The sequence below is a fragment of the Pseudomonas trivialis genome, from assembly GCF_036864995.1.
Taxonomy (GTDB): domain Bacteria; phylum Pseudomonadota; class Gammaproteobacteria; order Pseudomonadales; family Pseudomonadaceae; genus Aquipseudomonas; species Aquipseudomonas trivialis.
Window position 1 is genome coordinate 2,550,424 of sequence record NZ_CP142151.1, and the last position, 25,624, is coordinate 2,576,047.

Consider the following 25,624-nt stretch of genomic DNA (forward strand, 5'->3'; position numbering starts at 1 on the left):
GCCTGTGCTGCAGGAATGGCGTTACTGTTCGGACGCCGACAGGTTTGCGTAGAAGATGCAGCCGATCAACCGCGCGAACAGGCTCAGGGTTTCCGGCAGGTTGGGGTCTTCAAACAGCATCGCGCGCGAATCCAGGGCGCACAGGGCACCGTAGAGACGGCCATCGGGGAGGAAGATCGGCGCGCCGGCGTAGCTTTCAATGTCGAATTGCTTGACCACCGGGCGCACCGCGAAACGGCCGCTCTTGCTCACCTGCGGGATGAACAGGGTAGTGGGGTTGATGCAGAATTCGCTGCACAGGGTGGTTTCGAGGTCGAGCACATCGTTGGCGTTGATGCCCATGCCCGAAGGGTCGTAAACCGAGCAGACCACCCACTCGACGTCGGTGAACTTGGCGATCCCGGCAAAGCGCATGCCGGTCAGGCGGGTAACCAGTTGCAGGATGCTGGTGGTGGCTTCGATTTCGGCAATGGCAGCGCGTTCGTCCGCGCTGAGCAATGATTGTGGGGCGATGACGCTTGGAACCATTTGGAACACTCCAAAGACGTGGCGGCCGAGGCCACCACGTACAGGCAGGTACTAGTTGATGCGTGGATGCTGTTGTACCAGATTGTTGCGCTTGGCTTCCAGTGCGGCGATCTCGGCATCGATATCTTCGATCTTCTGCTCGATATTATCGTGATGTTCCTGCAACAGTTCCTTGGCTTCTTCCATGTCCGAAGCCGCCGGCGCCGCGCCGCGCAAGGGCTTGTTGGCGGTTTCCTTCATAGTCAGACCGGTGATCAGGCCGATTACCGCGAACACCATCAGGTAGTAGGCGGGCATGAACAGGTTGTTGGTGCTTTCCACCAGCCAGGCCACCGCCGTCGGGGTGATGCCGGCGATCAGTACGGACACGTTGAACGCGCTGGCCAGCGCACTGTAGCGCAGGTGCGTGGGGAACATCGCCGGCAAGGTGGAAGCCATCACACCGATAAAGAAGTTCAGCACCACCGCGAGGATCAACAGGCCGGCGAAGATCAGGCCGGTCTTGCCGCTGGTGATCAGCATGAATGCCGGGATCGACAGCAACAGCAGGCCGACGCTGCCGGCGATGATGAAGGGCTTGCGGCCGATCTTGTCGCTGACAAAGCCGATGAACGGCTGTACGAACAGCATGCCCACCATGATTGCGATGATGATCAGCACGCCGCTGTTTTCGGCGTAGTGCAGGTTATGCGACAGGTAGCTGGGCATGTAGGTGAGCAGCATGTAGTACGTCACGTTAGTGGCCGCGACGATACCGATGCAGGTCAGCAGGCTGCGCCAGTGCTTGGTGGCGATTTCCTTGAACGACACTTTGGGGCCATGGGTCAGGCCTTCGCGGTCGCCCTGTTCGAGCTTGTCGACGTGCTGTTGAAAGGCCGGGGTTTCTTCCAGCGCATGGCGCAGGTAGAGGCCGATCATGCCCAGGGGCAGGGCCAGGAAGAACGGCAGGCGCCAGCCCCAGGCTTCGAAGTCCGCCTCACCCAGCACGGTGGAAATCAACACCACCACGCCCGCGCCCAGCACGAAACCGGCAATCGAGCCGAAGTCCAGCCAGCTGCCGAGGAAGCCGCGCTTGCGGTCAGGAGCATATTCGGCGACGAAGATCGACGCGCCGGTGTATTCACCGCCCACCGAAAAGCCCTGGGCCATTTTGCAGAGCAGCAGCAGGATCGGTGCCCAGATGCCGATGGAGGCATAGCCGGGAATCAGGCCGATGGCGAACGTGCTCAGGGACATGATCACGATGGTGGCGGCGAGGACTTTCTGCCGCCCGTATTTGTCACCCAGCGCGCCGAAGAACAGGCCACCCAGTGGACGAATCAGGAAGGGAACGGAGAACGTGGCCAGGGCTGCGATCATTTGCACGCTGGGGGAGGCATCCGGGAAGAACACCTTGCCAAGCACATAGGCGACGAACCCATACACGCCAAAGTCGAACCATTCCATGGCGTTACCCAGTGCGGCGGCGGTGATCGCCTTGCGCATCTTGGCATCGTCGACAATGGTGATGTCTTTCAAACCGATGGGTTTGACGCTTTTCTTACGTAATTTCATGCGGGCCACTCTAAACAGAACAGGGGGTGCCATCGTTGCAGTGGCACCGCTGTGCTGCTTCAGATACACGCGGACACGAAATAATTCACCTTGTTGCATATTTTTTTGCCTTTTCCGCCTGCAGGCGCGGAGGCAATGGCGTGATGCGCGGCTGTCGTCCTACAACCTGTTGCCGCTGCCGTATTTCATACCCCTTTAAATCCTTGCCCAATCGGCAATATTTCAGATTGACACCCTGTAGTCGTCCCGATATAAAAGCCACAGTTGTACGACGACATATGACGTTACATATGTCCTACCTAACAAAAATAAAAAAGTGATGCCATGAATCTGAACGAGCCCATCAGTGCCCATCGTGTCGGCCAGGCGGTCGGCAATTATCGCTGGACCATCTGCGCGATGCTGTTCTTCGCCACCACCGTCAACTACCTCGACCGCCAGGTGCTCAGCCTGCTGGCGCCGCAGTTGTCGACGCAATTTGGCTGGAGCAACACCGACTACGCCAACATTGCGGCGGTGTTCCAGTTTGTCTATGCGATTTCCATGCTGTTTGCCGGGCGCTTTGTCGACAGGATCGGCACCAAGGCGGCTTACGTCATCGCCATCGGTATCTGGTCCAGCGGCGCCATCCTGCACGCGTTCGCGGTGCCGATGGGTGAGGGGATTGCGGCGGTCAGCGGCGCAATCGGCCTGGCGGTGATCCCTGTGTCGATTGCCGGTTTCATGCTGGCGCGTGCGGTGCTGGCGATTGGCGAGGCGGGTAACTTCCCGATTGCCATCAAGGCCACCGCCGAATACTTTCCGAAAAAGGAGCGCTCGTTCGCCACCGGTATCTTCAACTCGGGTGCCAACGTGGGCGCGATCCTGGCGCCGATCTGCGTGCCGCTGATTGCCGGTATGTGGGGCTGGGAAGCGGCCTTCATGGTGATCGGCATGCTCGGCTTTGTGTGGGTGGCGATCTGGGCCGCCGTGTATGAAAAGCCGGACCAGCAAAAACGCCTGACGGCCGAAGAACTGGCCTACATCCGCAGTGACCAGACCGTACTGCCGCCCACCCCGGCGCCTGCCGGCAGCGTCGCGAAGAAAGTCTCCTGGTTCAAATTGCTCACCTACCGCCAGACCTGGGCCTTCGCCTTCGGCAAGTTCATGACCGACGGCGTGTGGTGGTTCTTCCTGTTCTGGCTGCCCACCTACCTGTCGGCGCAGTACGGCATGAAAGGTGCGGATATCGTGATGCCGCTGGCCGTGCTGTACAGCATGACCATGGTCGGCAGCATCGGCGGCGGCTGGTTCCCCAGCTACTTCATGGCCCGCGGCGACGCACCTTATGACGGCCGCATGAAAGCCATGCTGGTGATCGCACTGTTTCCGCTGGTGGTATTGCTGGCGCAGCCGCTGGGCTACATCAGCTTCTGGATACCGGTATTGCTGATTGGCGTGGGCGCGTCGGCGCACCAGGCGTGGTCGTGCAACATCTTCACCACCGTGTCCGACATGTTCCCGCAGAAGACCGTGGCCTCGGTGGTCGGCATCGGCGGCATGGCCGGCGGCCTGGGCGGTGTGGTGATGACCAAGATCGGCGGCTGGGTGTTCGACTATTACAAGTCGATCAACGATATTCACACCGGCTACATGATCATGTTCGCGATCTGCGCGCTGGCCTACCTGGTGGCATGGAGCGTGATGAAGACGCTGGTGCCGCGCCACAAGGAAATCACGGACCTCTAAAAGCGGCGGCGATCAAGTAGGAGGGGGCTTGCTCCCGATGGCAGTGGGTCAGTCGACTGATAATTGACTGAAACACTGCTATAGGGAGCAAGCCCCCTCCCACATTTTGATCGCCGTTTATCAGACCAGGTTACGGGTTGCGCGTGACTCGCCAAATGGTATTGGCCAGGTCATCGGCAATAATCAGCGCGCCTTTGGGGTCAACCGTCACGCCCACCGGGCGGCCGCGGGTCTTGCCGTCATCGCCGCGAAAGCCGGTGGCGAAATCAATCGGCTCACCGGCCGGTTTGCCATTGCTGAACGGCACGAAGATCACCTTGTAGCCCACCGGGTTGGGACGGTTCCAGCTGCCGTGTTCGCCCACGAATACGCCGTCGGCAAACCCGGCGCCCATGGCCGGGATGGAAAAGTCCACGCCCAGCGCCGCCACGTGGGAGCCAAGGCTGTAATCCGGCCTGATCGCAGCCGCCACCTTGGCCGGGTTCTGCGGTTGTGCCCGTGGGTCGACGTTCTGCCCCCAATAGCTGTAGGGCCAGCCGTAGAAGGCGCCTTCCCGCACCGAAGTCAGGTAGTCCGGCACCAGGTCCGGGCCCAGTTCGTCGCGTTCGTTGACCACCGTCCACAATTGCCCGGAACCCGGTTGAATGGTCAGCGCAGTCGGGTTGCGCAGGCCTGTGGCGTAAGGCTTGTGTGCGCCAGTGGCGGCGTCGATCTGCCAGACCATCGCGCGGTCGATCTCCACTTCCATGCCACGTTCGGTCACGTTGCTGTTGGAGCCGATGCCCACGTAGAGCTGGCGCCCGTCCTCGCTCACGGCCAGGGACTTGGTCCAGTGGTGGTTGATCTGCGCCGGCAGGTCGGTGACTTTGGTCGGTGCGCCTCTGGCCTTGGTCTGGCCGTCGGCATAGTCGAAGCTCACCAGCGCATCCTGATTGGCCACATAGAGCTTGCCGTTGGCGAAGGCCAGGCCGTAGGGCGCGTTGAGGTTGTCGGCAAACACGGTCTTGAGTTCGTACTTGCCATCGCCGTCCGCATCGCGCAGCAGGGTGATGCGGTTGCCGCTCTTGACCTTGGTGTTGCCCTCGGCCTTGATCAGGCTGGCGATCACGTCCTTGGGCTTGAGCTTGGCCGCGCTGCCGCCGCGACCTTCGGCCACGAGAATGTCCCCGTTGGGCAGCACCAGAGTCTGGCGCGGGATCGCCAGGTCGGTGGCAATGGCGGTCACGCTGAAGCCTTCGGGCACCGTGGGCTTGCGGTCGCCCCAGGGGGTCGGCTCGGCAATTTTCATGCTCGGCAGCAGGCTGCTTTGCTGTTCCGGCAACTTGGGATCCGGGCCACGGGCCTGGGTCTTGTCGCCTTCGCCACCGCAGGCAACCAGCAGCAGTGCGGCGCTTAATAAGGTGAGGGTGTGGGACGTTTTCATTTGCTACCTCCGGCACGCAGGCCAATCCAGGTTGCCGCCAGGGTCAGCAGCAGCACGATGGCCGACAGCACCAGGCCGGCGGGCATGGCGGCGTAGGCATCCTTGGCGTGCTGGAAGGCATTGACCAGGCCCAGGACCCAGGTGGCCAGCAACAGCAACACGTACAGCACTGGTGCCCCGGTCTTGCGCTCGGCGCGTACCAGGTTGACCAGCGCGCACAACAGCGCCAAACCGCAAAACACCAGCGCACCGGCGATCAGCCAGGAGGCAAAGTTGGCCCACTGAATCTGGAAGGTCTGGGTGTAGGCGATGTCACTGAGCAGGGCGCCGAGAAACAGCGGCACGGTGCCGGCGAGCAAGGTCGCATGCAGCGGCCCGGGGGTTATGCGTTGATACGCGGGAAGGGTAGTCATGGGGGAACGGCTCCTTGTTGTACAACGCCCCAGGTTCGGGGCAGCGCATAGGAAAGGAACGCAGCATTTGTCAGAAAGTTCAGCGCATCTCGTGTCTAAATATTATGAACCGCCAGGGTCAGCCACCGGCCCAACACCTTACAATCCTGCTCAATACTTCCACGCCAGGCCCTTCCATGACCCACCCTCGCATCGGTTTCGCGTGCCAGTACCGGCACCCCGAACGCCTGCTGTCCAACAGCGCCCTCAAGTTGATCGAAGGCCCGTACAACCCGCGCACCACCACGTTGCGCTGGATGGACGGGGTGGCGCCAGAGGTCGCCCGCGCCAGGCTGGTCGAGGTAGTCAGCCATAACCTGGCGGCTCAACTGCGTCTGCTGGCCTACGTTGCCGACCTGCCGCCGACCCTGCGCATGCTGCGCTTGAGCAGCGACCTGCTGCCGTTTTACAGCCACCCGAAAGTCGCCGCCTTCTATCAGGACCCGGCCATTGCCAGCCAATTGCTCGAAGGCTTCGCCGCCATCGGCGACCTGGCGCGCGCGTCGGACATTCGCCTGTCATTCCACCCCGGCCAGTACTGCGTGCTCGGCTCGGAAAACCCCGGCGTGGTGGAAAACAGCCTGGCCGAATTTGAATACCACGCCGACATGATCCGCATGATGGGCTACGGCCGGCGCTTTCAGGACCTCAAATGCAACGTGCACATCGCCGGTCGCCTGGGCGTGGCGGGCACGCGCGCGGTGTGGTCGCGTTTATCGGAGGTGGCGCGTAACTGCATTACGTTTGAAAACGACGAAAAGACCTACGGCCTCGATCACTGCCTGCAAGTGGCCGACCTGGCGCCCGTGGTGCTGGATATTCACCACTGCTGGATCAACGAAAACGACTACATCGACCCCGATTCGCCGCGGGTTGCCCGCGTGATCGAAAGCTGGCGCGGCGTGCGCCCGACCATGCATTACTCCCAGCCCCAGGAGGTACTGCAGGAAATGGGCTTTGACGCCGAGCACAAACTGGAAATGGATGCCTTGCTGAAGGTGGTCTCCAAGCGTGACCTTTATGCCCACAGCGCGCAAATGTGGAACCGCTGGACCAACGATTACGCGCTGCAGTTTTTTGATCGTTTCGACATCATGCTCGAAGCCAAGGACAAGAATGTGGCGGCGCTGGCATTTTATGAGCATTTCAAGAAAAGCTCAGCGGCCTCCAACTGACACAGCTTCTCCGTGATGAGTGGGCGTGTTGTGGCGAGCGGGCTTGCCCTAATGCCGTTCAGTTAAGAACAGCCCCCTGTGTGAGCGGCGGTGTGCCTGGCCTGCGAAAGCGGTGCGTCAGTCAGCATCCATGTTTGCCGGGCCGACGCCTTCGCAGGCAAGCCAGCTCCCACATTTGATCGCGTTCACATTCCCCATTCCGGTCGGCTCTCAGGCCGCCGCGCTTTTGCTTTTGATCTGAGGCGCCCCGTCAAACACGCTGGCCGAACGCAGGCTTTGGAGGGTGGGTAACCCGGCAGGACGCCGGGTTAGCCGCGCTGGGCCAAGGATGGCCCATCGCGGCGGCCCACGCTCCAAAGCCTGCGTTCGGGCACACCGAGCCTGGGCGAGGTGCCGAGTGTTGGGGCGAAGCGTTTTGGGTTACTTTTTGCGCTCTTCAAAAAGTGACCCGCTGTAAGAGCGGAACCCCAAGTCGCCGTTACCGCAGAAACGGATATGTACACCGAAAAATGGCTTTCGCGAGCAAGTCGCACCGCCGCTTCCACAGAGAATCTGCGCTTAACTGAACGGCATTGGGGCTTGACCCGCGTTGGGCTGCGCAGCAGCCCCCTATCCCAGACTGCACGCCGTATCTGACCCAGCAGCGGCGTACTTCATTGAGAGGGGGCGCTTCGCACCCCAACGCGGGGCAAGCCCGCTCGCCACAAGGGTTCGCTCTATACGAACGGTTAATCAGTCCCTAAGACTTGAACCGTCCCACCAACCCATTCAACTCCTCCGACAGTTGCGACAACCGCCCCGAGTCGTCCTGCGCCGAATGGGCCAGGCTTTCCACCAGCCGTGCTTCGTCGTAGATCTGCTGGATATGCCGGTTGATCTCTTCGGCCACGCTGTGTTGTTCCTCGGCGGCGGCGGAGATCTGCAGGTTCTGGTCGCGGATTTCGTTGACTGAGGTCTGGATGCCTTCGAAGCTGTCGCGCGCGCTTTCGATGGACGACACGCTGGCACGGGACAAGTCCATGCAGCTGTTCATCTTCTGCGTGACTTCCTCGGTCTTGCTGCCGAGGGAGCCCAGCAGGTGCTCGATTTCGCCGGTGGAGTCGGACGTGCGCTTGACCAGCGCGCGCACTTCGTCGGCCACCACCGCAAAACCACGGCCCTGGTCACCGGCCCGGGCGGCTTCGATGGCGGCGTTGAGCGCCAGCAGGTTGGTCTGTTCGGCAATCGCGCGGATGGTGCCGAGGATCTGGTTGATGCTGCGGCTGCCGGCTTCCAGCTCGACCATGGCCTGGGACGATTCGCTCAGGCGCCGGCCCAGGCGGTTGACGTTGTCGGTGGTCACTTCGATCTGCTGCTTGCCCTCGGCGACACGGCGGTGACCGTTTTCGGCCGACTCGGCCGCGCCGCTGCAGGAGCGCGCCACCTCGTTGGCGGTGGCGACCATTTCATTGAACGCGGTCGATACCAGCTCCACAGCCTCGCGCTGGCGTCCGGCCGCTTCGTTCATGTTGTGCGCCACTTCGCTGTTGACCCGTGAGGCGTCCTGCAAATTGGTCGATGCCGACCCGATGCGCTGGATCAGATGGCGAATGGCGGCCAGAAACTTGTTGAACCAGCCGGCCAGTTCGGCGGTTTCATCCTTGCCCTGGATCTGCAGGTCATGACGCAGGTCACCTTCGCCCTCGGCGATCGACTGCAAGCCACTGCTGACCTGGCCGATCGGCTTGACGATCACCTTGGAAAACGCCGCCGCGAGCAGCCCGAAGATCAGCACCAGCACCACCACGATGACGGCGGTGATATAGGTCATGCGGGTCGCGGCCGCCATCACTTCGTTGTATTCGATCAGCCCCACATAACGCCAGCCCAGACCAGGCGAGGTCCAGATGTTGGCCATGTAGCGCACGCCGTCGATCACCACCTCGGTGGAGCCCTGAGGGGTGTTGGCCAGTTGTGCGTACGGCGCGCCGAGGTCCTTGAGCGGCTTGAAGTTATGCGCGGCGTCGCGCGGGTCCACCAGCACCACGCCGTCTTCGATCAGCATCACGTAGCCGCTGTCTCCCAGCTTGATACTCTTGAGCAACTCGGTGAGGTTCTTCAGCGACACACTGACCACGAACACGCCCTTGGGCTTGCCGGCGTTATCCAGCAACGTGCGCGCAGTGCCCACCAGGGCCACGTCGTCTTTATCGTAATAGTAAGCCGGGGTGCGCACGGTCTTGCCGGGGCTGGCCATGGCGGCCTTGTACCACGGGCGGGCGCGCGGGTCGTATTTGGCCAGCTGTGGATCGTCAGGCCATTTGACGTAGGTGCCGTCCTCGAGGCCAATGGACAAGATGGCCGCCGCAGGGTGAGTGGTGCCAAAGCGCGCAAACTGCTCGATCACTCGCTGCGCCTGGGGCGGCATCGGCTGGCTGGCCGCATCGGCGCCCTGATAGTTTTTCAGCGTGTCCACAGAGGTGTATACAGGATCAGCGGCCATTTGGTCGACGTTCTGCACCGTACCATCGAAGAACTGCCGGATGTTGCCGTCGATCTGGCGAATTTCGCGAGTGCTGCCATCGATGAACTGATCGACCGCCTCGGTGCGCGTGTTCATGACGGAGATCACCGCGACCAGGCTGACCGGGATAAAAGCGACGCAGACGAAGGCGAGCACCAGCTTGTTCTTTATTTTCATGGGGACGACCATCAGCGGGGAGGGCGGCCAAATCGTCTGCCCTGGGCGGGCACGGCGACTTGATTTCACTGACTGTTTCGGCCTGAGGGTGGTAAAGCTTTAGCGTTATTTTGTGTACAACTTGTCGCTCATGAGCGGCGCCTTCCCTGGCACCGTTTTTACCCGTTTATTGCGCCTGGCTGCAGTCGCGCGGCGTGATACCTTTTTCCTTGGCGTACTGCTTCGCCGAGGCCTCGATGATGGGGCGCAACAGCGCGCGGTCGGCCTGCACCCAGTCGCTGATCAGGTTCCAGCGCTGCCCGTCCCATTGCTGGAAGCGCACTGCGCCGCCGCCCTCATGGTCGGCGCAGGACAGCTTCAGCGGCTGCACCAGGCCCTTGGCGCCCAGCGCCTGCAATCGCGCATCGTCCAGGTTCAGGTGCTCGAAGCCCCAGCGCACTTGCTCGCCGGTCAGCGGTTGGTGGCCGTATTTCTCCTGGGCCAGGCGGACGGCTTCGACGTTGAGAATGCCGTTGACCACGCCCAGGTTGTAATACACGGTGCCAAAGCGCTTGGGGTCGGCGAGGTTGCCCTTGCCCGGGTCGATCACGCTGTGCTGGATGCCTTGCAGCACGGGAAAGTCGGTGCCCGAAGGGTGAGTGGTGATGGCGATGAAACCCTTGGCCGCGCTTCCGGCCGGCACCACGTCTTCTTCCGAATTGCTCCAGATGTTGCCGATGATGTGATCGGCCGGGTAGCCGACTTTTTGTGCCGACTTGAGCGCCACCGGGTTCATCACGCCCCAGCCGCGCAGGATCACCCAGTCCGGCTTGAGGCGGCGGATGTTCAGCCATTGCGATTGCTGTTCGTTGCCCGGATGGGGCACTTCGAGCAGTGTCAGTTCGAAGCCGGCATTTTTCGCCAGTGTCTCCAGCACGCCGTTGGTTTCCTTGCCATACGGCGAGCCGTGATAGAGCACGGCGATTTTCTTGCCCTTGAGCTTGTCGGCGCCGCCTTCACGTTGGCCGATGTAATTGATGATCGCCGAGACTTCCGAATACGGGTTGAGCTGCAACGGGAACACATAGGGGAAGACGCTGCCGTCGGTGGAGTCGGTGCGGCCGTGGTTGATGGTGATCAGCGGCAGCTTGTCGGCGCTCGAGCGCTCCAGCGTGGCATAGGCCATGCCCACTGACAGCGGGTTGGTGGCCGCTGCCGGCGCACCGTTGAGCCCGCCCTTGAGGCGCTCGTAGCATTCGACGCCTTTTTCTACCACGTACTCGGTTTCGCATTCGCTCCAGGTCAGCTTGACGCCGTTCACGCCCCCCTGGGCGTTGACGTATTGCAGGTAGTCGATGAACCCGCCGAAGAACCCGCTGCCACCGGCGGCATAAGGGCCGACGCGGTAGCTTTGCAAAGGAAAGTATTGTTCGTTGGCGGCCTGGGCCGCGGCCGTGAACCCGGCGGTCATCAAGGCCAGGCCAAGTGCCAGGCGGCGCAGCGATAAGCGGTGGGGCATAGAGGCGATTCCTTGAGCAGTGATTGAATGTCAGTAACTGAATTCAGTAACGCAGCGGCCACACCCTGGCCCGTTGACGAAAGCGCTGCCACAGCCGGGCCAGCCCCTCGGGTTCCTTGATCAGGAAGGCGATGATCAGCGCGCCGAACAGCATCTTCTGGATATTTTCCAGCTGGCCCGCGTCCATCAACCCGGCAGGCAGCAGCCCAAAGAGGTTGCCCAGCAGAATCGGGAACAGCACGATGAAGGCCGCGCCGAGAAGGTTGCCGAGCACACTGCCCAGGCCGCCGATAATGATGATGAACAGCACCTGGAACGAGCGGCTCAGGTCAAAACCGTGGGGCTCCACGGTGCCCAGATAAGCGAATGCCCACAGTGAGCCGGCGATGCCCAGGTAGAAGCCGCTGATGGCGAACGCCAGCAGCTTGGCCTTGTACAGGCGAATGCCGATGACGGCGGCGGCGGTGTCCATGTCGCGCACCGCCATCCAGTTGCGGCCCAGTTCGCTGCGCACCAGGTTCTTGCCCAGCCAGAACAGCGCCACCACCACCGCCAGGGTCAACACGTAGCGGCCCCGAGGCGAGCTGAAGTCCAGTCCGGCAATCAGCAGCGGTGGCGAGGTGATCACGCCGGACGCGTTGTCATTGGTAAACCAACTGAAGCGGGTGAGCACCCACTCCACCACGAACTGCGCGGCAAGCGTCGCCACCAGCAGGTAAAAGCCTTTGATGCGCAGGCTCGGCAAACCGAACAGCACCGCCACCAGCGCGGCGATCACGCCGCCCAATGCAAAACTCAACAGCAGCGGCAAGCCGGGCACGCGCAATTGCAGGTTGTAGGCGGCAAACGCGCCCACTGCCATGAACGCCGCCGAGCCCAGCGACAGCTGCCCGGCGTAGCCGGTTAGCAGGTTGAGGCCAAGGCCTGCGAGCGACAACACCAGCAGCGGCACCAGGATCGCGCTGAACCAGTAGTCGTTGCCCAGCCAGGGCACGCCGACAAAGGCCAACCCCAGCAACAGCCACAAGGCGACGCGGTCCTGGCGCAGGCGGAACGTGCGGCGCTCGGCCGCGTAAGAGGTACTCAGTTGACCGACTTCTTGATACAGCATGCAGGCATTTCCTCAGGGGCAATCAGACCCGTTCGATGGCGCGTTCGCCGAACAACCCTGCCGGGCGCACCAGCAGAAACAGCATGGCGAGCACATAGGGCACCCAGTTCTCAATGCCACTGCCGATGATCGGGCCGAGGTAGATCTCCGCGACTTTCTCGGTGGCACCGATGATCAAGCCGCCGACAATCGCCCCGCTGATCGAAGAAAACCCGCCGATGATCAGCACCGGCAAGGCCTTGAGCACCACCAGCGACAGCGAGAACTGCACCCCCAGGCGCGCGCCCCACAGCAACCCGGCCACCAGCCCGACAAAACCGGCCACCGCCCACACCAGCGCCCAGATACGTGGCAGGCGGATGCCCACCGCCATCGAGGCCAGCGGATCATCCGCCACCGCGCGCAACGACAGGCCGATCCGCGTCTTGTTGAACAGCAACGACAGCGCCACCACCAGCACGGCGGCGGTGCCGGCGGCAAACAGGTCGAATTGCGACAGCAGCATGCCGCGGATCTCCAGCGGCTCGTCGGCAATGCCGAGGTCGAGGCCATGCACCTGCGCGCCCCATAGAAACTGCGCAAACCCTTCGATCAGGTAGGACAGGCCCAGGGTGGCCATGAACAGGATGATCGGCGGGCGATTGACCAGCGGGCGCAGCACCACTTTTTCGATCAGCAGCGCCAGCACCACCATGCTCGCCAGCGTCGCCACAAAGGCCCAGGCAAACGGCAGGCCGCGCTCGATCAGGCTGACAAAGGTCAGCGCAGCGAACAGCACCATGGCGCCCTGGGCGAAGTTGAACACCCCCGAGGCCTTGTAGATCAGCACAAAACCGATTGCCACCAGCGCATACATCACGCCCGCCAGCAGGCCGCCGATCAGTACTTCGAAGAAAAACTCCATGCTCAGCTCCCCAGGTAGGCCGCGATAACGTCAGGGTTGGCGCGCACTTGTTGCGGGGTGCCGTCGCCGATCTTGCGACCGTAGTCGAGCACCACCACGTGGTCGCACACGCCCATGACCACGCCGATATCGTGTTCGATCAACACCACGGTGGTGCCGAACTCGCGGTTGATGTCGCGAATGAACTGGCTCATTTGCAGCTTCTCCTGGGCGTTCATGCCGGCCATGGGTTCATCCAGCAACAACAGCGTGGGTTCGGCGGCCAGAGCGCGGGCCAGCTCGACGCGTTTTTGCAGGCCGTAGGGCAGGGTGCCCACCGGCGCATGGCGCCAGGGATGAATCTGCAAAAAGGCGATGATCTTTTCCGCGTACAGGCGGTGGGCGTCGTCTTCGCGTGGCGCGCGGCCCAGGCGCAGCATCTGTTCGATCCAACTGCTGCGGCGCTTGAGGTTGCGACCGGTGAGTACGTTGTCGAGCACGCTCATGCCCTTGAACAGCGCAATGTTCTGGAAGGTGCGCGCGATGCCGCCTTCGGCCGCCTGGTGCGCGCGCATGCGCTGGCGCGTCTGGCCTGCGTAGTGAATGCGCCCGCTCTGCGGCGTGTAAACGCCGTTGATCACGTTGAGCAGCGAGCTTTTACCGGCGCCGTTGGGGCCGATCAGCCCGCAGATGTGGCCGGTCCTGACCTCGAAAGTGATCGAGGTAATGGCCTTGACGCCCTTGAATGATAAGGAAATGTCATCGAGCCGCAGTAATACCGAATCAGTGAAAGGGCGCATGGTGGGCTCGTCAGGCAGATTGGGAAAGCATGGAGTCGGTGGCTTCGAGGCGCGCAGCGGGTTCTTGCCAATGGCCAGGACGAATCCCCAGCGCAGCGAAGAACGTCGCGCTTTGTGGGCTCAGCGCCGGCCCCACCAGCAACGGCACGCGCAGTCGGCTCATGCCCAGCACATCGAGCAAGGGGCGGCGCACCAGCCAGTGGCCCAGCCAACGGCGCACGGGTGATTCGCTCGGCTGCAGGGCCCAGTGGTACAGCGCATGGCTGACAGTGCCCGGCAGCGGCAGGCGTTCACGCACCCAGTGCTCCAGGCGCGCGTAGGATTCGCGGGTGCCCAGCACCAGGGTCGGGCCCAGCTCGCGGCGGTCGGTGTCGCGGGTGGCCAGGGCTTCGGGGAAGTTCAGGCGAAAGCCTGCGTGCAGCCAGGGCGCGAGCAGGTAGCGCGCCTGGCCGCTGGCGGCGAACACCCGCGCGGCCAGGGCCTCTTCGCCTGCGCTGAGCTGTTCGCGCGCGACCAGTGCGCGCGAATCGGCCAGTAACTGCGCGTGGGTCAGGCCCAGCGCGCTGCCTGCGTGAAAAACGAAGGCGGTCGCATCGGATTGGCGTGCGCAGGGTGGCGCAGGGGCGTCGGTGCGCAGATCGGCGTAGGCGATCAGGTTGGCGTTGAGGTGCTGGCTCAGGCCTCGTCCGTCGAGGTACACAATCACACTGTGCCCGCTCAGTTGCTGCAGCGCGTCGAGGTTCTGCACGAGCACGAAGCGCGGTCGCAGCCCGTTCAGCAATGCGCGGTGGTCACGGTCGGGGTCAAGCAGGGTGACGCTGGCGCCCAACCACTGCGCGGCCAGTGCCATCAGCAGCGCTTCGGGATGCGCCTGGCTGATGATCAACAGGTCATCGTTGCGCCCGAACTGGCGCTCCTGCAGGGCGGCAGCGAGCTGGCCGACGTCCCGGGCCAGTTCGCTCCAGCTGCGTTCATGCCAGATACCCAGGCGCTTGTGGCGCAAGGCAATCGCCGAGCCACGGGTTCGGGCCTGGTGCAGCAGCGCCTGGGGCAGTGTGTGGGGCATGGCGGCATCCTTCGAAGGGTATGCGAAGGTGTTTGCACGCGCCGTGCCAGGCTGATAACTGCCTTTATATCAAATGGATAGACGTTACTCCTAAGGTGATTTGTCTGTGTTGATTCAGCACAGGCTGTCCGCGCAGTGTTGTTGGGCCAACAGTGCCGCTAGGTCGGGATCAGCCCCGTGTCTCGGTAGGTTTGCACCAGTTCGTCGTAAAGGTCGATGTCGGCGCGGCTGCGCGCGATCAATTGCGCGCCGGCGATGGCGGTGTAGATGGCACGTGCGCGGCGCTGGCACGCTTCGGTGTCGCCAGTGCCGAGTTGTGCGAGCAGGTCCGCGAGCCAGGCGATGTTGATGTCCGCAAACGTCAGCACTTCCTGCTTCACGGCCTCCGGTAAATCCTGGTATTCGGCCGCCATGAAGCTGGACAGGCACAGGCGGTTGCCGTCTTCGAGGGTCCTGCGAAAGATGTTCGGGTAGTGCTGCAGGCAGTCCAGCGGTTGTGGGTGGTCACTGCGCAGGGTGTCCAGGGCCGCTGCGGTGTCTTCCCAATAACGCCTGGCCACCGCGGCGCCGAGGTCCGCCTTGCTGGCGAAGTGGTAGTAGATGCTGGCGTTCTTGATCCCCACCGTCTCGCCGATGCTGCGAAAGTTGATGCCGTTGTAGCCGTAGTGCTGGGCCGAAATCCTCGCGGCTTCGAGGATGGCTTCGCGTGCGTTGACGCTCACAGGTGGATTCCTTGGTCGAGGGACAGGGATCTGATTCTACGCCCACAAGCATTTGCCTGCCAACTGATAGGTAGTGCTTGACAGGGGCTGACAAGGCGCCCAGTCTTTACCTACCACTTGACAGGTAGGTGCGCTGGTCAAGCCTTTCAATGCCCTTTGAGCGAGAGATCCCCATGAAAATTTATGACTGGTACAACGGCCCTTATCCTGCCCGTGTCCGTATTGCACTGGCGGAAAAGGGCCTGCTGCCCAGCATCGAATTCGTTTCGGTCAATTTGTGGAACGGTGAGCATAAAAAGCCCGTTTTTCTGGCCCTTAACTACTCCGGCACCTTGCCGCTGCTGGAGCTCGACGACGGCACGCTCATCGCCGAATGCACGGCTATCACCCAATACCTGGATACGCTGCACGGCCATCCGACGCTCACCGGCAAGACGCCGACCGAGCAGGGCCTGATCCATATGATGACCAAGCGCGCCGAAATCGAATTCATGGACGCGGTCAGCGTGTACTTCCATCACGCCACACCCGGCCTCGGGCCAGAGGTTGAGTTGTATCAGAATGCTGAGTGGGGCAACCGTATGGGTGACAAGGCGGTCAGGGGCATGCGCTATTTCGACGGCCTGCTGAAGACTCGCCCGTTTGTTGCCGGTAATGAGTTTTCCATGGCCGACATCGCCGTGTTGGGCGGCATGATCTTCGCCGATCTCGTGAACCTGCCCGTCCCGCAGGACTGCGAGTCGCTGCTGGCCTGGCACGCCAGGATCAACGAGCGCCCAAGCGTCCAGGCCTGGTGCGCGATGGTGGCGCAGCAGCAGTAACGCGATCATCCGGCACTGGCGAGCGAGCTTGTTTGTGGCGAGCGGGCTTGTCGTGGCAAGCGGGCTTGTTGTGGCGAGCGGGCTTGCCCCGCGTTGGGGGGCGAAGCCCCCCGTCAAGGCCGAGTGTGGTGTGCCAGATACACCGCAGACGCCGGGTTTGGGGCTGCTTCGCAGCCCAACGCGGGGCAAGCCCGCTCGCCACAACAAGCCCGCTCGCCACAATAAACTTGCTCGCCACAGTGCGGCGTTACCGGATCTATTAGAGGTCTTGGCGAAATGCCGTATGACTTCCGGCCAGAATCTCACCGGTTGCCACAATTGTGGCGTAGTCCATCGCCAGGTTGCTGAGCGAAAGGGCGTGCACGTCTTCGGCGGGCCAGAGGCGCCCGGATAAGTCGGTCTGGTCAAAGGTGTAACAGGCGTCCGAAACCACCGTCACGTCGAACCCCAGGTTACCGCCCGAGCGGGCGGTGGCTTCGACGGAGTTGTTGGTGATCACGCCGACAATCGTACGAGCAGTCGCCAAACATAGCTCAGCAATTTCGAGGTGTGGTGGATTAAAAGATCTGCCTGACAAACTGGCTACTCCATGGCAAGCGAGCTTGTTGTGGCGAGCGGGCTTGCCCCGCGTTGGGGGGCGAAGCCCCCCCGTCAAGGCCGAGTGTGGTGTGCCAGATACGCCGCAGGCGCCGGGTTTTGGGCTGCTGCGCAGCCCAACGCGGGGCAAGCCCGCTCGCCACGGGAGATGGGCTCGCCTGAAATCCTGGCTGACCTGCTCCTCAATCATGCCTCAGCGATTGAACCGCTCAACCAGCGCGTACTGCGTGGCTGCGGTGTTGGTCAGTTCCTTGCTCAGGTCGGTGGATTGATGGGCCTGCAACGAGGTCTGGTCGGCCAGTTCGGCGATGGTGGTGATGTTGCGACTGATCTCTTCGGCGACCGCGCTTTGCTCCTCGGTGGCGGCGGCGATCTGGGTGGTCATGTTGGTGATATTGGCCACCGCTTCGCTGATGCCGACCAGCGCCTGGTCGGCTTCGAGCACCCGGGCCACGCCTTCCTCGGCCTGGCGGTGGCCGTTCTGCATGCTGCTGACCGCGTTATTGGACGAGGCCTGAAGCTGGGTGATCAGGGCGTGGATCTGCGTGGTGGATTGCGAAGTGCGTTGCGCCAACTGGCGTACTTCGTCGGCCACCACGGCAAAGCCGCGTCCTTGCTCGCCGGCGCGTGCCGCTTCGATGGCGGCGTTGAGGGCCAGCAGGTTGGTCTGGTCGGCAATGCCTTTGATCACATCGACCACGCTGCCGATTTCGTCGCTGTCGCGGGCCAGTTGCGCCACGGTGGCGCCGGTTTCGCCGACCACAGCGGACAAACGCTCGATGGCTTCACGCGTATCGCGCGCCACTTCACGACCACGACCGGTGAGCACATTGGCCTGCTGGGTGGCGTCTGCCGTGCGTTGTACGTGGCTGGCGACTTCCTGGGTGGTGGCGGCCATCTGGTTGACCGCTGCCGACACCTGTTCGGTTTCGACACGCTGGCGGTCCAGGCCCTGGGCGCTGGCGGTGGCCAACTGGTCGGACTGGCCGGCGAGGGCGCTGAGCTGCTCGGCGCTGTCCTGCAGGCGCGTCAGGCAGGTTTTCAGGCGCGCAGTCTGGCTGAGGAACGCGGTTTCCAGACGTGCCTGGGGCCCGCGTGCGTCGCTGTACATCTGCGCGATCAACGCATCCGAGGTCGACGGTTCCACACCCGCCAGCAGGCGCAGTGTGCTGCCTTGGCGCCAGCGCGCGCAGAGCACGCCCACCGGCACGGCCACGGCCAGCGCAACGGCAACCGCCACCGGAGCGCCGAGAAACATCCCGGCCACGCTGCCAGCCAGGCCCGTGGCCATGTACGGCACGCACGCCACGGCTGTCGGCAGCCAGGCATCCTGGCGCGGTACACCGGGTTTGCCTCGGCTGATCCGCTGGTACAGCGCCTGGGCGCGGCGGATTTCATCGGCGGTGGGTTTTACGCGCACCGACTCGAAACCGACGACGCGGCTGCCGTCGTATATCGGCGTGACGTAAGCGTTGACCCAATAGTGATCGCCGTTTTTCGAACGGTTCTTGACGATGCCCATCCATGGCTGGCCTTGCTTGAGCGCGCGCCACATGTGCGCAAACACCGCCGGCGGGACATCGGGGTGACGCACGATATTCTGCGGTGCGCCGATCAGATCGGCGCGATCAAAACCGCTGATATCGACGAACGCGTCGTTGCAGTAAGTGATCATCCCCTGGGTGTCGGTGGCGGAGATGAGTTTCTGCGACGGCGCGAGGGAAATCTCACGCTGTGTTACGGGCTGGTTGTTGCGCATGGTGCTGCTCCCTGAAGTGCCAGACAGGTCATCGGCATCACCTCGAATAAGTTGATGGCCGATTTTTCGCCAGGCACTCCGGGACGGCATTCAGGGGCGTGAAGCGACCTCATCGAGGTGGTCGAGCAGGTCCTGCGGGTCTTCGTAAACCCGCAGCGCGCCCGCACGTTCCAGCTCGCCGATGTCATAGCCCCCCGACAGCAGGCCGATTCCGGTGGCCTTGGCACGCCGCGCCGCGAGCATGTCCCACACGGCGTCGCCGATGACCAGGCACTCGTCGATTGGCACCTTCATATGCCGCGCGGCGGCCAGAAACAGGTCCGGGTCGGGCTTGCCGTACTTCACATCGTCACGGGTGATGATGTTCACCTCGTCAATGTCCAGTTCCAGCGCCTTGAGGTTGATCTTCGCGGTGTCCAGGCCGCCGCTGGTGGCGATGCACCAGTTGAGGCCGACCTGGCTGAGGTGATCGAGCAGCGCGACGGCGCCCGGCAGCGCAATGATCTGCCCCTGCAGTCGCGCATACGCCTCGGCATGCAGTTTGCTCAGGCGTTCGGCTTGGGGCTCGCTGATGTCGAGCCCGGTTTCGCGGGACAGCGACTTGAGCATCAGGCCGCCGCTCATGCCGATTCTGCGGTGGATGCGCCACATCGCAAGGGGGATGCCTTCGGCGTCGAGGGCTTCTTTCCAGGCGGCCACGTTTTGGTAAACGCTGTCGGTGAGGGTGCCGTCGAGGTCGAAAATAAAGGAGGTTTGAGGTCGCATGGGGCTGTTCTCCGATCAGAAAAAAGATGATGGGACATCAGCTTGAGTGACATCACAGGCTTTGGAGTGCCCCGGGGTTTTGCCGTTCGATTTTTTGCTCATTCGCGCAGGCTTTGGCAAAAGCCTGAAACTTTCCGGGGAAAAACCTCATAATGGCGGCCATTTTTGTTCAGTCGTTATTCTGGTGTGCCCCCATGGAAATCAAGGTCAACTTTCTCGACAACCTCCGACTTGAAGCGAAGTTCGATGACTTCACGGTGATTGCCGACCAGCCGATTCGCTACAAGGGCGACGGTTCGGCGCCGGGGCCCTTTGATTATTTTCTCGCGTCGTCGGCGCTGTGCGCGGCGTACTTCGTGAAGCTGTATTGCCAGACGCGCAATATACCCACGGAAAATATCCGCCTGTCGCAGAACAACATCGTCGACCCGGAAAACCGTTACAACCAGATCTTCAAGATCCAGGTCGAGTTGCCCGCCGATATCTCCGACAAGGACCGCCAGGGCATCCTGCGTTCCATCGACCGCTGCACCGTAAAGAAAGTGGTGCAGGCAGGTCCCGAGTTCGTCATCGAGGAAGTCGAGAACCTCGACGCCGACGCCCAGGCCCTGCTGATGCCCGGCGCGACTGCAGGCGCTGGCACCCGCATCGCCGGCAAGGACCTGCCGCTGGAGCAGACCATCGCCAACATGTCCGCCATCCTCGCCGGGCTTGGCATGAAGATCGAGATCGCCTCGTGGCGCAATATCGTGCCCAACGTGTGGTCGCTGCATATCCGCGATGCGCAGTCGCCGATGTGCTTTACCAACGGCAAGGGCGCCACCAAGGAAGGCGCGCTGGCGTCGGCCCTGGGTGAGTTCATCGAGCGGCTCAACTGCAACTTTTTCTACAACGATCAGTTCTGGGGCGAGGAGCTGGCCAATGCGCCGTTCGTGCATTACCCGGATGAGCGCTGGTTCCAGCCTGGGCCCAACGACGAACTGCCGGGGGAAATCCTCGATGCGTACTGCCTGAAGGTCTACAACCGCGACGGCGAGTTGCGCGGTTCGCACCTGTTCGACACCAACTCCGGCAACGAAGCGCGCGGCATCGTTGCGCTGCCGTTTGTGCGCCAGTCCGATGGCGAGGTGGTGTATTTCCCGTCCAACCTGATCGAGAACCTCTACCTCAGCAACGGCATGAGCGCGGGCAATACCCTCGCCGAAGCCCAGGTGCAGTGCCTGTCGGAAATTTTCGAGCGCGCTGCTAAACGCGAAATCATCGAAGGCGAATTCGCCTTACCGGATGTGCCGGCTGAAGTGCTGGCCAAGTACCCCGGCATTCTGGCGGGCATTCAAGGCCTGGAGGCCCAGGGCTTCCCGGTGCTGGTCAAGGATGCGTCCCTGGGCGGCGAGTTTCCGGTGATGTGCGTGACCCTGATGAACCCGCGTACCGGCGGTGTATTCGCCTCGTTTGGCGCGCACCCAAGCCTGGAAGTGGCGCTGGAGCGCAGCCTCACCGAGCTGCTGCAAGGACGCAGTTTCGAAGGCTTGAACGATTTGCCGCAGCCGACCTTTGAAGCCCAGGCGGTCACCGAGCCGAATAACTTCGTCGAGCACTTCATCGACTCCAGCGGCGTGGTGTCGTGGCGCTTTTTCAGCGCGCAATCGGATTACGAATTCGTCGAGTGGGACTTCTCCGGCCAGGGCGAAGACTCCAATGCCGAGGAAGCCGCGACCCTGTTCGGTATCCTCGAGAGCATGGGCAAGGAGTCGTACATGGCGGTGTACGAGCACCTCGGTGCCACTGCCTGCCGGATCCTAGTGCCCGACTATTCGGAAATCTACCCGGTAGACGACCTGATCTGGGACAACACCAACAAGGCGCTGTTTTTCCGCGAAGACATTCTCAACCTGCACCGCCTGGATGACGCGCAACTGCACGCGCTGGTCGAACGCCTGATCGAAAGCGAGCTGGACGACTACACCGATATCACCACCCTGATCGGCATCGAATTCGACGACAACACCGCGTGGGGCCAATTGACCATCCTGGAGTTGAAGCTGCTGATCTTCCTCGCTCTCAAGCAGTACGAAGAAGCCAAGGAGTGCGTGGAGATGTTCCTGCAGTACAACGACAACACCGCCGAACGCGGCTTGTTTTACCAGGCGCTGAACGCGGTGCTGGAGATGGAGCTGGACGACGACCTGGCGCTGGCAGACTACGAGGCCAATTTCCGCCGTATGTTCGGCACTGAACGCATGGATGCAGTGATTGGCTCGGTAGACGGCAGCGTGCGCTTTTATGGCCTGACGCCGACCAGCATGAAGCTTGAAGGGCTGGACCGGCACCTGCGTCTGATCGAGAGCTACAAGAAGCTGCACAGCGCGCGGGCCGGGGTTACCTCCGCCTGAGACACGGTTTTCGTGTGGGAGGGGGCTTGCTCCCTCCCACAGTTGATCGTTGCTGCCTGGACATCTTTAGATGTGAGCCAGGGCCTGGGCCAGGTCGGCGCGCAAGTCCTCCACGTCTTCAACGCCCACCGACAACCGCACCAACCCGTCGCCAATCCCCAGTTGCGCGCGAGTGGCCGCCGGGATGCTGGCATGGGTCATGATCGCCGGGTGTTCGATCAGGCTTTCCACGCCGCCCAGGCTTTCGGCCAAAGCGAAGAGGTTGACGTTTTCCAGAAAACGTCTGGCACCGGCCAGGTCGGTGTTCAAGTCCACGCAAATCATCCCGCCAAACCCGTGCATCTGCTGTTGCGCCAGTTCGTGCTGTGGGTGGGATTTCAGGCCGGGGTAGTGCACCCGCGCCACTTGCGGTTGCTGCTCCAGCCAGGTCGCCAGTTGCAGTGCGTTGCTGCAATGGCGCTCCATGCGCAGGGCCAGGGTCTTCACGCCGCGCAGGGTCAGAAATGCATCGAACGGCCCGGCGATGGCGCCAACCGAGTTCTGCAGGAAGCCCAGGCGCTCGGCCAGCTCCGGGTTGTCGCCGACAATCGCGATGCCACCAATCACGTCCGAGTGGCCGTTGAGGTACTTGGTGGTGGAATGCACCACCACATCGAACCCCAGCTCCAGCGGGCGCTGGATCCATGGGCTGGCGAAGGTGTTGTCGGCCACGCAAATGATGCCGCGCGCACGGCAGATACGCGCCACGGCGCGCAGGTCGGTGAGGCTCAGCAGGGGATTGCTCGGGGTTTCGACCCAGACCATGCGCGTGTCGTCCTGCAACGACGCTTCAAACGCCGCCACATCGCTCAAGTCGACATAGCTGAACCGATGCCCGGCGCTGCGTTGGCGCACCTTGTCGAACAGGCGGAAGGTGCCGCCGTACAGGTCATTGCCGGAGACGATATGCGCGCCGGCATCGAGCAATTCCAATACGGTGGAGATCGCGGCCAGCCCGGAAGCGAAGGCGAATGCCTGAGTGCCGCCTTCCAGGTCCGCCACGCAGCGCTCCAGGGCAAAGCGCGTCGGGTTGTGGGAGCGGCCATAGTCAAAGCCCTTGTGCACACCGGGGCTGTCCTGCAGGTAGGTGGAGTTGGCGTAGATCGGCGGCATCAGCGCGCCCGTGCTCGGGTCGGGCGATTGCCCGGCGTGGATCACACGGGTGGCGAACGCGCTTTTATCGGGCTGGCTCATGCAAGGGATCTCCGTAAATGGTTGAGCAGATCGACGCGGGTGATCAGGCCGTGGAGGCCCGACGCGTCGGCAATGATGGCGACGAGGCCGCGATCCAGCTCGGCCTGCAGTTCGGCCAGGCTGGCGCCGGGGGCGAGGGTGTGCGGGGTGTCGGCCATGGCACTGGCAACAGTCATGGAAAAATCCGCAGCGTCATGGTGCAGGCCCAGCAGAATGTCGGACTCGTCGATCACCCCCACCAGTGTCCGGCCGTCCATCAGCACCGGCAGTTGTGACACGTCGGCCAGGCGCATGCGCTGGAACGCGGTGAGCAGGGTGTCGTCGGGGCTCACGCTGATGACGCGGCCGTCCTCGAAACGGCGGGCGATCAGGTCGCGCAGGTCGCCGTAATGTTTGTACTGCAACAGGCCGGCGTCGTTCATCCATTGGTCGTTGTAGACCTTCGACAGGTAGCGCGTACCGGTGTCGCACACAAAGGTCACCACGCGCTTGGGCTCGGTCTGTTCGCGGCAGTAGCGCAGCGCAGCGGCGAGCAGGGTGCCGGTGGATGAGCCGCCGAGAATGCCCTCGGCCTTGAGCAACTGGCGCGCGTGGTCGAAGCTTTCTTCATCGCTGATGGAGTAGGCGTGGCGCACGCTGGAGAGGTCGGCAATCGACGGGATGAAGTCTTCGCCGATGCCTTCCACCGCCCACGAGCCGGGTGTTTCCATGCGGCCGCTGCGGCTGTACTCGGCCATCACCGAGCCCACCGGATCGGCCAGCACCATCGCCAGCTCCGGCTGCACGCGCTTGAAAAACCGCGTGAGCCCGGTGAGCGTGCCCGCCGAACCCACGCCCACCACAATCGCGTCGAGGTCGTGCTGGGTTTGCGCCCAGATCTCCGGCGCGGTGCTGGTCTCGTGGGCCAGCGGGTTGGCCGGGTTGTTGAACTGGTCTGCGAAGAAAGAGCCAGGAATATCCTTGGCCATGCGCGCGGCCACGTCCTGGTAGTACTCGGGATGGCCCTTGCCCACATCGGAGCGAGTGATATGCACCTCGGCGCCCATGGCCTTGAGGTGCAGCACTTTTTCCGTGGACATCTTGTCGGGCACCACCAGCACCACGCGATAGCCCTTGGCCCGGCCGACCAGCGCCAGACCCAGGCCGGTGTTGCCGGCAGTGGCTTCGATAATGGTGCCGCCAGCGCGCAGACGACCATCGCGCTCGGCCGCGTCGATCATCGCCAGGCCGATACGGTCCTTGATGGAACCGCCGGGATTCTGTGATTCGAGCTTGAGAAACAGGGTGCAGGGGCCAGTGTCGAAACGGCTGACGCGAACCAGCGGTGTATTGCCGATCAGCTCGAGCACGGCGGGGCGGGAGGGTGTAGGCATGTCGTCACCTGAGTGCGGAAGGGGGACAGCAAATGCAAAACATGCCTTGGACCATAGGTCGAGATCATGCCACTCGCAACCGGGCGGTCGGGTGGATGTATTTTTTGGCGCATGGCGGATCAGGACGTCTTCAGCCACCCTGACGCAAAGCCTGCATCAGTTGCTCAACAACGAAGGCTTCGACGGCACCTTCACTGGCACCCGCTTCAAAAGCAGCACAGCATGCCGATTTTTCGCCGACGCAGATACGGTAGACAGCAATGACACTGCCAGGCCCGCCGCCGGTGTGTCCACACAGAGAATACCCACCGTCAATCGGACCCTGCATTACACCAAGGCCATAGCCCGGCGTAATCCAGGGGCGTCCGGGAATCGGACCGCCCAGGGGTCGCACCGTCTGCATTTCCTCAAGCAAGCTCGTTGGGAGCAGCAGGTCTGCACAGAAGAGTCGATCCAGAAATAACGCGGCCTGCGACACCGGGCCGATCAACAAACCGTGGTAAACCCACGCGGGGTCGTAATGTGCCGCGCTTCCGAAATGGGTTGTTTGCAAATCCGCCCGCGTTTTTGCAAAGCGGACGTTCGATAGGCCCAAAGGAGAAAGTGAGCGTTGAATCACCGCTTCCTCAAGCGTCAGATTTGTCAGCCGTTCAATCAGCCTGCCGATGAGCAGGTAGCCGACATTCGAGTAACGCCAACCCGTTCCGGGACTGTATCGAAGCCGAGCGCCGTCAAGGCGTCGCATCATTTCATCGGCTGGCCAGGCTGGCTCATTGTTCTTGACAGCGGCGTGATAGGCCGCCAGTTCGCCGTAATCAGCCAGACCTGCTTCGTGCCGCAGTAGCTGGCGTAACGTAAAAAGCTGATCAGGGATGACGTCGTCCAACCCGATCAATCCGTCACGTACCAACGATAGGGTTGTCGCAGCCAGGACTGTTTTCGTAAAGCTCCACCAGGGTGCCATCGGTTCTGATCGATCAGGCGTGAGAGGTTGACCATTCGATAGGAGTGAACTGAACATTGGCTTGCCTATGTTGAGTGGATCGACATCCCGACAAGTCTG

Annotated in this window: 20 protein-coding genes and 3 pseudogenes; 4 read left to right on the plus strand and 19 right to left on the minus strand. The window is 62.4% G+C overall.

What is annotated here, in order from left to right:
* Nucleotides 1-21 precede the first annotated feature (21 nt).
* Both VRB54_RS11180 and proP read right to left on the minus strand, forming a co-directional pair.
* Nucleotides 22-528: a GAF domain-containing protein gene (locus tag VRB54_RS11180; RefSeq protein WP_338480888.1), complete on the minus strand. Its 507-nt coding sequence runs from the start codon at nt 526-528 to the stop codon at nt 22-24.
* A 51-nt stretch (nt 529-579) separates the two neighbouring features.
* Nucleotides 580-2,082, minus strand: coding sequence for a glycine betaine/L-proline transporter ProP (proP, locus tag VRB54_RS11185; protein ID WP_338480890.1), 1,503 nt, complete (start codon nt 2,080-2,082; stop codon nt 580-582).
* Nucleotides 2,083-2,406: 324 nt separating this feature from the next.
* Between proP and VRB54_RS11190 the strand changes: the two genes are divergently transcribed.
* On the plus strand, nt 2,407-3,810 hold the full coding sequence (locus tag VRB54_RS11190) for an MFS transporter (RefSeq protein ID WP_338480892.1): 1,404 nt from the start codon (nt 2,407-2,409) through the stop codon (nt 3,808-3,810).
* Nucleotides 3,811-3,940: 130 nt separating this feature from the next.
* On the opposite strand, the gene VRB54_RS11195 is transcribed toward VRB54_RS11190, so the two are convergent.
* Nucleotides 3,941-5,233, minus strand: coding sequence for a sorbosone dehydrogenase family protein (locus VRB54_RS11195; protein ID WP_338480893.1), 1,293 nt, complete (start codon nt 5,231-5,233; stop codon nt 3,941-3,943).
* On the minus strand, nt 5,230-5,646 hold the full coding sequence (locus tag VRB54_RS11200; protein ID WP_338480895.1) for a DUF2231 domain-containing protein: 417 nt from the start codon (nt 5,644-5,646) through the stop codon (nt 5,230-5,232). Before VRB54_RS11200 ends, VRB54_RS11195 begins: the two co-directional genes overlap by 4 nt.
* A gap of 176 nt (nt 5,647-5,822) precedes the next feature.
* On the opposite strand from VRB54_RS11200, the gene VRB54_RS11205 reads away from it, so the two are divergent.
* A complete protein-coding gene (locus VRB54_RS11205) occupies nt 5,823-6,860 on the plus strand; it encodes a UV damage endonuclease UvsE (RefSeq protein ID WP_338480896.1) in 1,038 nt (345 codons plus the stop codon).
* 739 nt (nt 6,861-7,599) lie between these two features.
* Here the strand turns inward: VRB54_RS11205 and VRB54_RS24555 are convergent.
* The 8 genes and pseudogenes from VRB54_RS24555 to VRB54_RS11240 form a co-directional block, all read right to left on the minus strand.
* Nucleotides 7,600-8,367, minus strand: a complete 768-nt coding sequence (locus VRB54_RS24555; protein ID WP_422396101.1) for a methyl-accepting chemotaxis protein — start codon at nt 8,365-8,367, stop codon at nt 7,600-7,602.
* Between the two features lie 90 nt (nt 8,368-8,457).
* Nucleotides 8,458-9,552 (minus strand): annotated as a pseudogene (locus tag VRB54_RS24560) (cache domain-containing protein); the annotation flags it as partial.
* 154 nt (nt 9,553-9,706) lie between these two features.
* A complete protein-coding gene (locus tag VRB54_RS11215) occupies nt 9,707-11,038 on the minus strand; it encodes an ABC transporter substrate-binding protein (RefSeq protein ID WP_338480900.1) in 1,332 nt (443 codons plus the stop codon).
* Between the two features lie 43 nt (nt 11,039-11,081).
* On the minus strand, nt 11,082-12,149 hold the full coding sequence (locus tag VRB54_RS11220; protein ID WP_338480901.1) for a branched-chain amino acid ABC transporter permease: 1,068 nt from the start codon (nt 12,147-12,149) through the stop codon (nt 11,082-11,084).
* A gap of 22 nt (nt 12,150-12,171) precedes the next feature.
* A complete protein-coding gene (locus VRB54_RS11225; protein WP_338480903.1) occupies nt 12,172-13,053 on the minus strand; it encodes a branched-chain amino acid ABC transporter permease in 882 nt (293 codons plus the stop codon).
* 2 nt (nt 13,054-13,055) lie between these two features.
* Complete coding sequence (locus VRB54_RS11230; RefSeq protein ID WP_338480905.1) at nt 13,056-13,832, minus strand: ABC transporter ATP-binding protein; 777 nt, start codon at nt 13,830-13,832, stop codon at nt 13,056-13,058.
* A gap of 10 nt (nt 13,833-13,842) precedes the next feature.
* On the minus strand, nt 13,843-14,898 hold the full coding sequence (locus VRB54_RS11235; protein WP_338480906.1) for an AMP-binding protein: 1,056 nt from the start codon (nt 14,896-14,898) through the stop codon (nt 13,843-13,845).
* 158 nt (nt 14,899-15,056) lie between these two features.
* On the minus strand, nt 15,057-15,620 hold the full coding sequence (locus VRB54_RS11240; RefSeq protein ID WP_338480908.1) for a TetR/AcrR family transcriptional regulator: 564 nt from the start codon (nt 15,618-15,620) through the stop codon (nt 15,057-15,059).
* Nucleotides 15,621-15,793: 173 nt separating this feature from the next.
* On the opposite strand from VRB54_RS11240, the gene VRB54_RS11245 reads away from it, so the two are divergent.
* Nucleotides 15,794-16,441 carry a glutathione S-transferase gene (locus VRB54_RS11245; protein WP_338480910.1) on the plus strand — a complete coding sequence of 216 codons (648 nt, stop codon included), beginning with the start codon at nt 15,794-15,796 and terminating at the stop codon, nt 16,439-16,441.
* Between the two features lie 259 nt (nt 16,442-16,700).
* Here VRB54_RS11245 and VRB54_RS11250 read toward each other — a convergent pair.
* The 4 genes and pseudogenes from VRB54_RS11250 to VRB54_RS11260 all read right to left on the minus strand — a co-directional run.
* Nucleotides 16,701-16,949 (minus strand): annotated as a pseudogene (locus VRB54_RS11250) (isochorismatase family protein); the annotation flags it as partial.
* Between the two features lie 282 nt (nt 16,950-17,231).
* Entirely contained in the window at nt 17,232-18,329 is a 1,098-nt protein-coding gene (locus VRB54_RS11255; protein ID WP_422396102.1) for a methyl-accepting chemotaxis protein, read from the minus strand.
* A gap of 195 nt (nt 18,330-18,524) precedes the next feature.
* Nucleotides 18,525-18,887: pseudogene (locus VRB54_RS24565) on the minus strand (PAS domain-containing protein); the annotation flags it as partial.
* Complete coding sequence (locus VRB54_RS11260) at nt 18,888-19,562, minus strand: HAD family hydrolase (RefSeq protein WP_338480912.1); 675 nt, start codon at nt 19,560-19,562, stop codon at nt 18,888-18,890. It lies immediately after the preceding pseudogene.
* A 194-nt stretch (nt 19,563-19,756) separates the two neighbouring features.
* On the opposite strand from VRB54_RS11260, the gene VRB54_RS11265 reads away from it, so the two are divergent.
* Nucleotides 19,757-21,955 carry an OsmC domain/YcaO domain-containing protein gene (locus VRB54_RS11265; RefSeq protein WP_338480913.1) on the plus strand — a complete coding sequence of 733 codons (2,199 nt, stop codon included), beginning with the start codon at nt 19,757-19,759 and terminating at the stop codon, nt 21,953-21,955.
* A 66-nt stretch (nt 21,956-22,021) separates the two neighbouring features.
* Here the strand turns inward: VRB54_RS11265 and VRB54_RS11270 are convergent, their stop codons facing one another.
* The 3 genes from VRB54_RS11270 to VRB54_RS11280 all read right to left on the minus strand — a co-directional run bounded on the left by VRB54_RS11270 (nt 22,022) and on the right by VRB54_RS11280 (nt 25,582).
* Nucleotides 22,022-23,188: a cystathionine gamma-synthase gene (locus VRB54_RS11270; RefSeq protein WP_338480914.1), complete on the minus strand. Its 1,167-nt coding sequence runs from the start codon at nt 23,186-23,188 to the stop codon at nt 22,022-22,024.
* Nucleotides 23,185-24,561 (minus strand): cystathionine beta-synthase, encoded by a 1,377-nt coding sequence (locus VRB54_RS11275; RefSeq protein ID WP_338480915.1) that lies wholly within the window; start codon nt 24,559-24,561, stop codon nt 23,185-23,187. The genes VRB54_RS11270 and VRB54_RS11275 overlap by 4 nt, the downstream gene beginning before the upstream one ends.
* 130 nt (nt 24,562-24,691) lie before the next feature.
* Nucleotides 24,692-25,582 carry a serine hydrolase domain-containing protein gene (locus VRB54_RS11280; RefSeq protein WP_338480916.1) on the minus strand — a complete coding sequence of 297 codons (891 nt, stop codon included), beginning with the start codon at nt 25,580-25,582 and terminating at the stop codon, nt 24,692-24,694.
* Between the last annotated feature and the right edge of the window lie 42 nt (nt 25,583-25,624).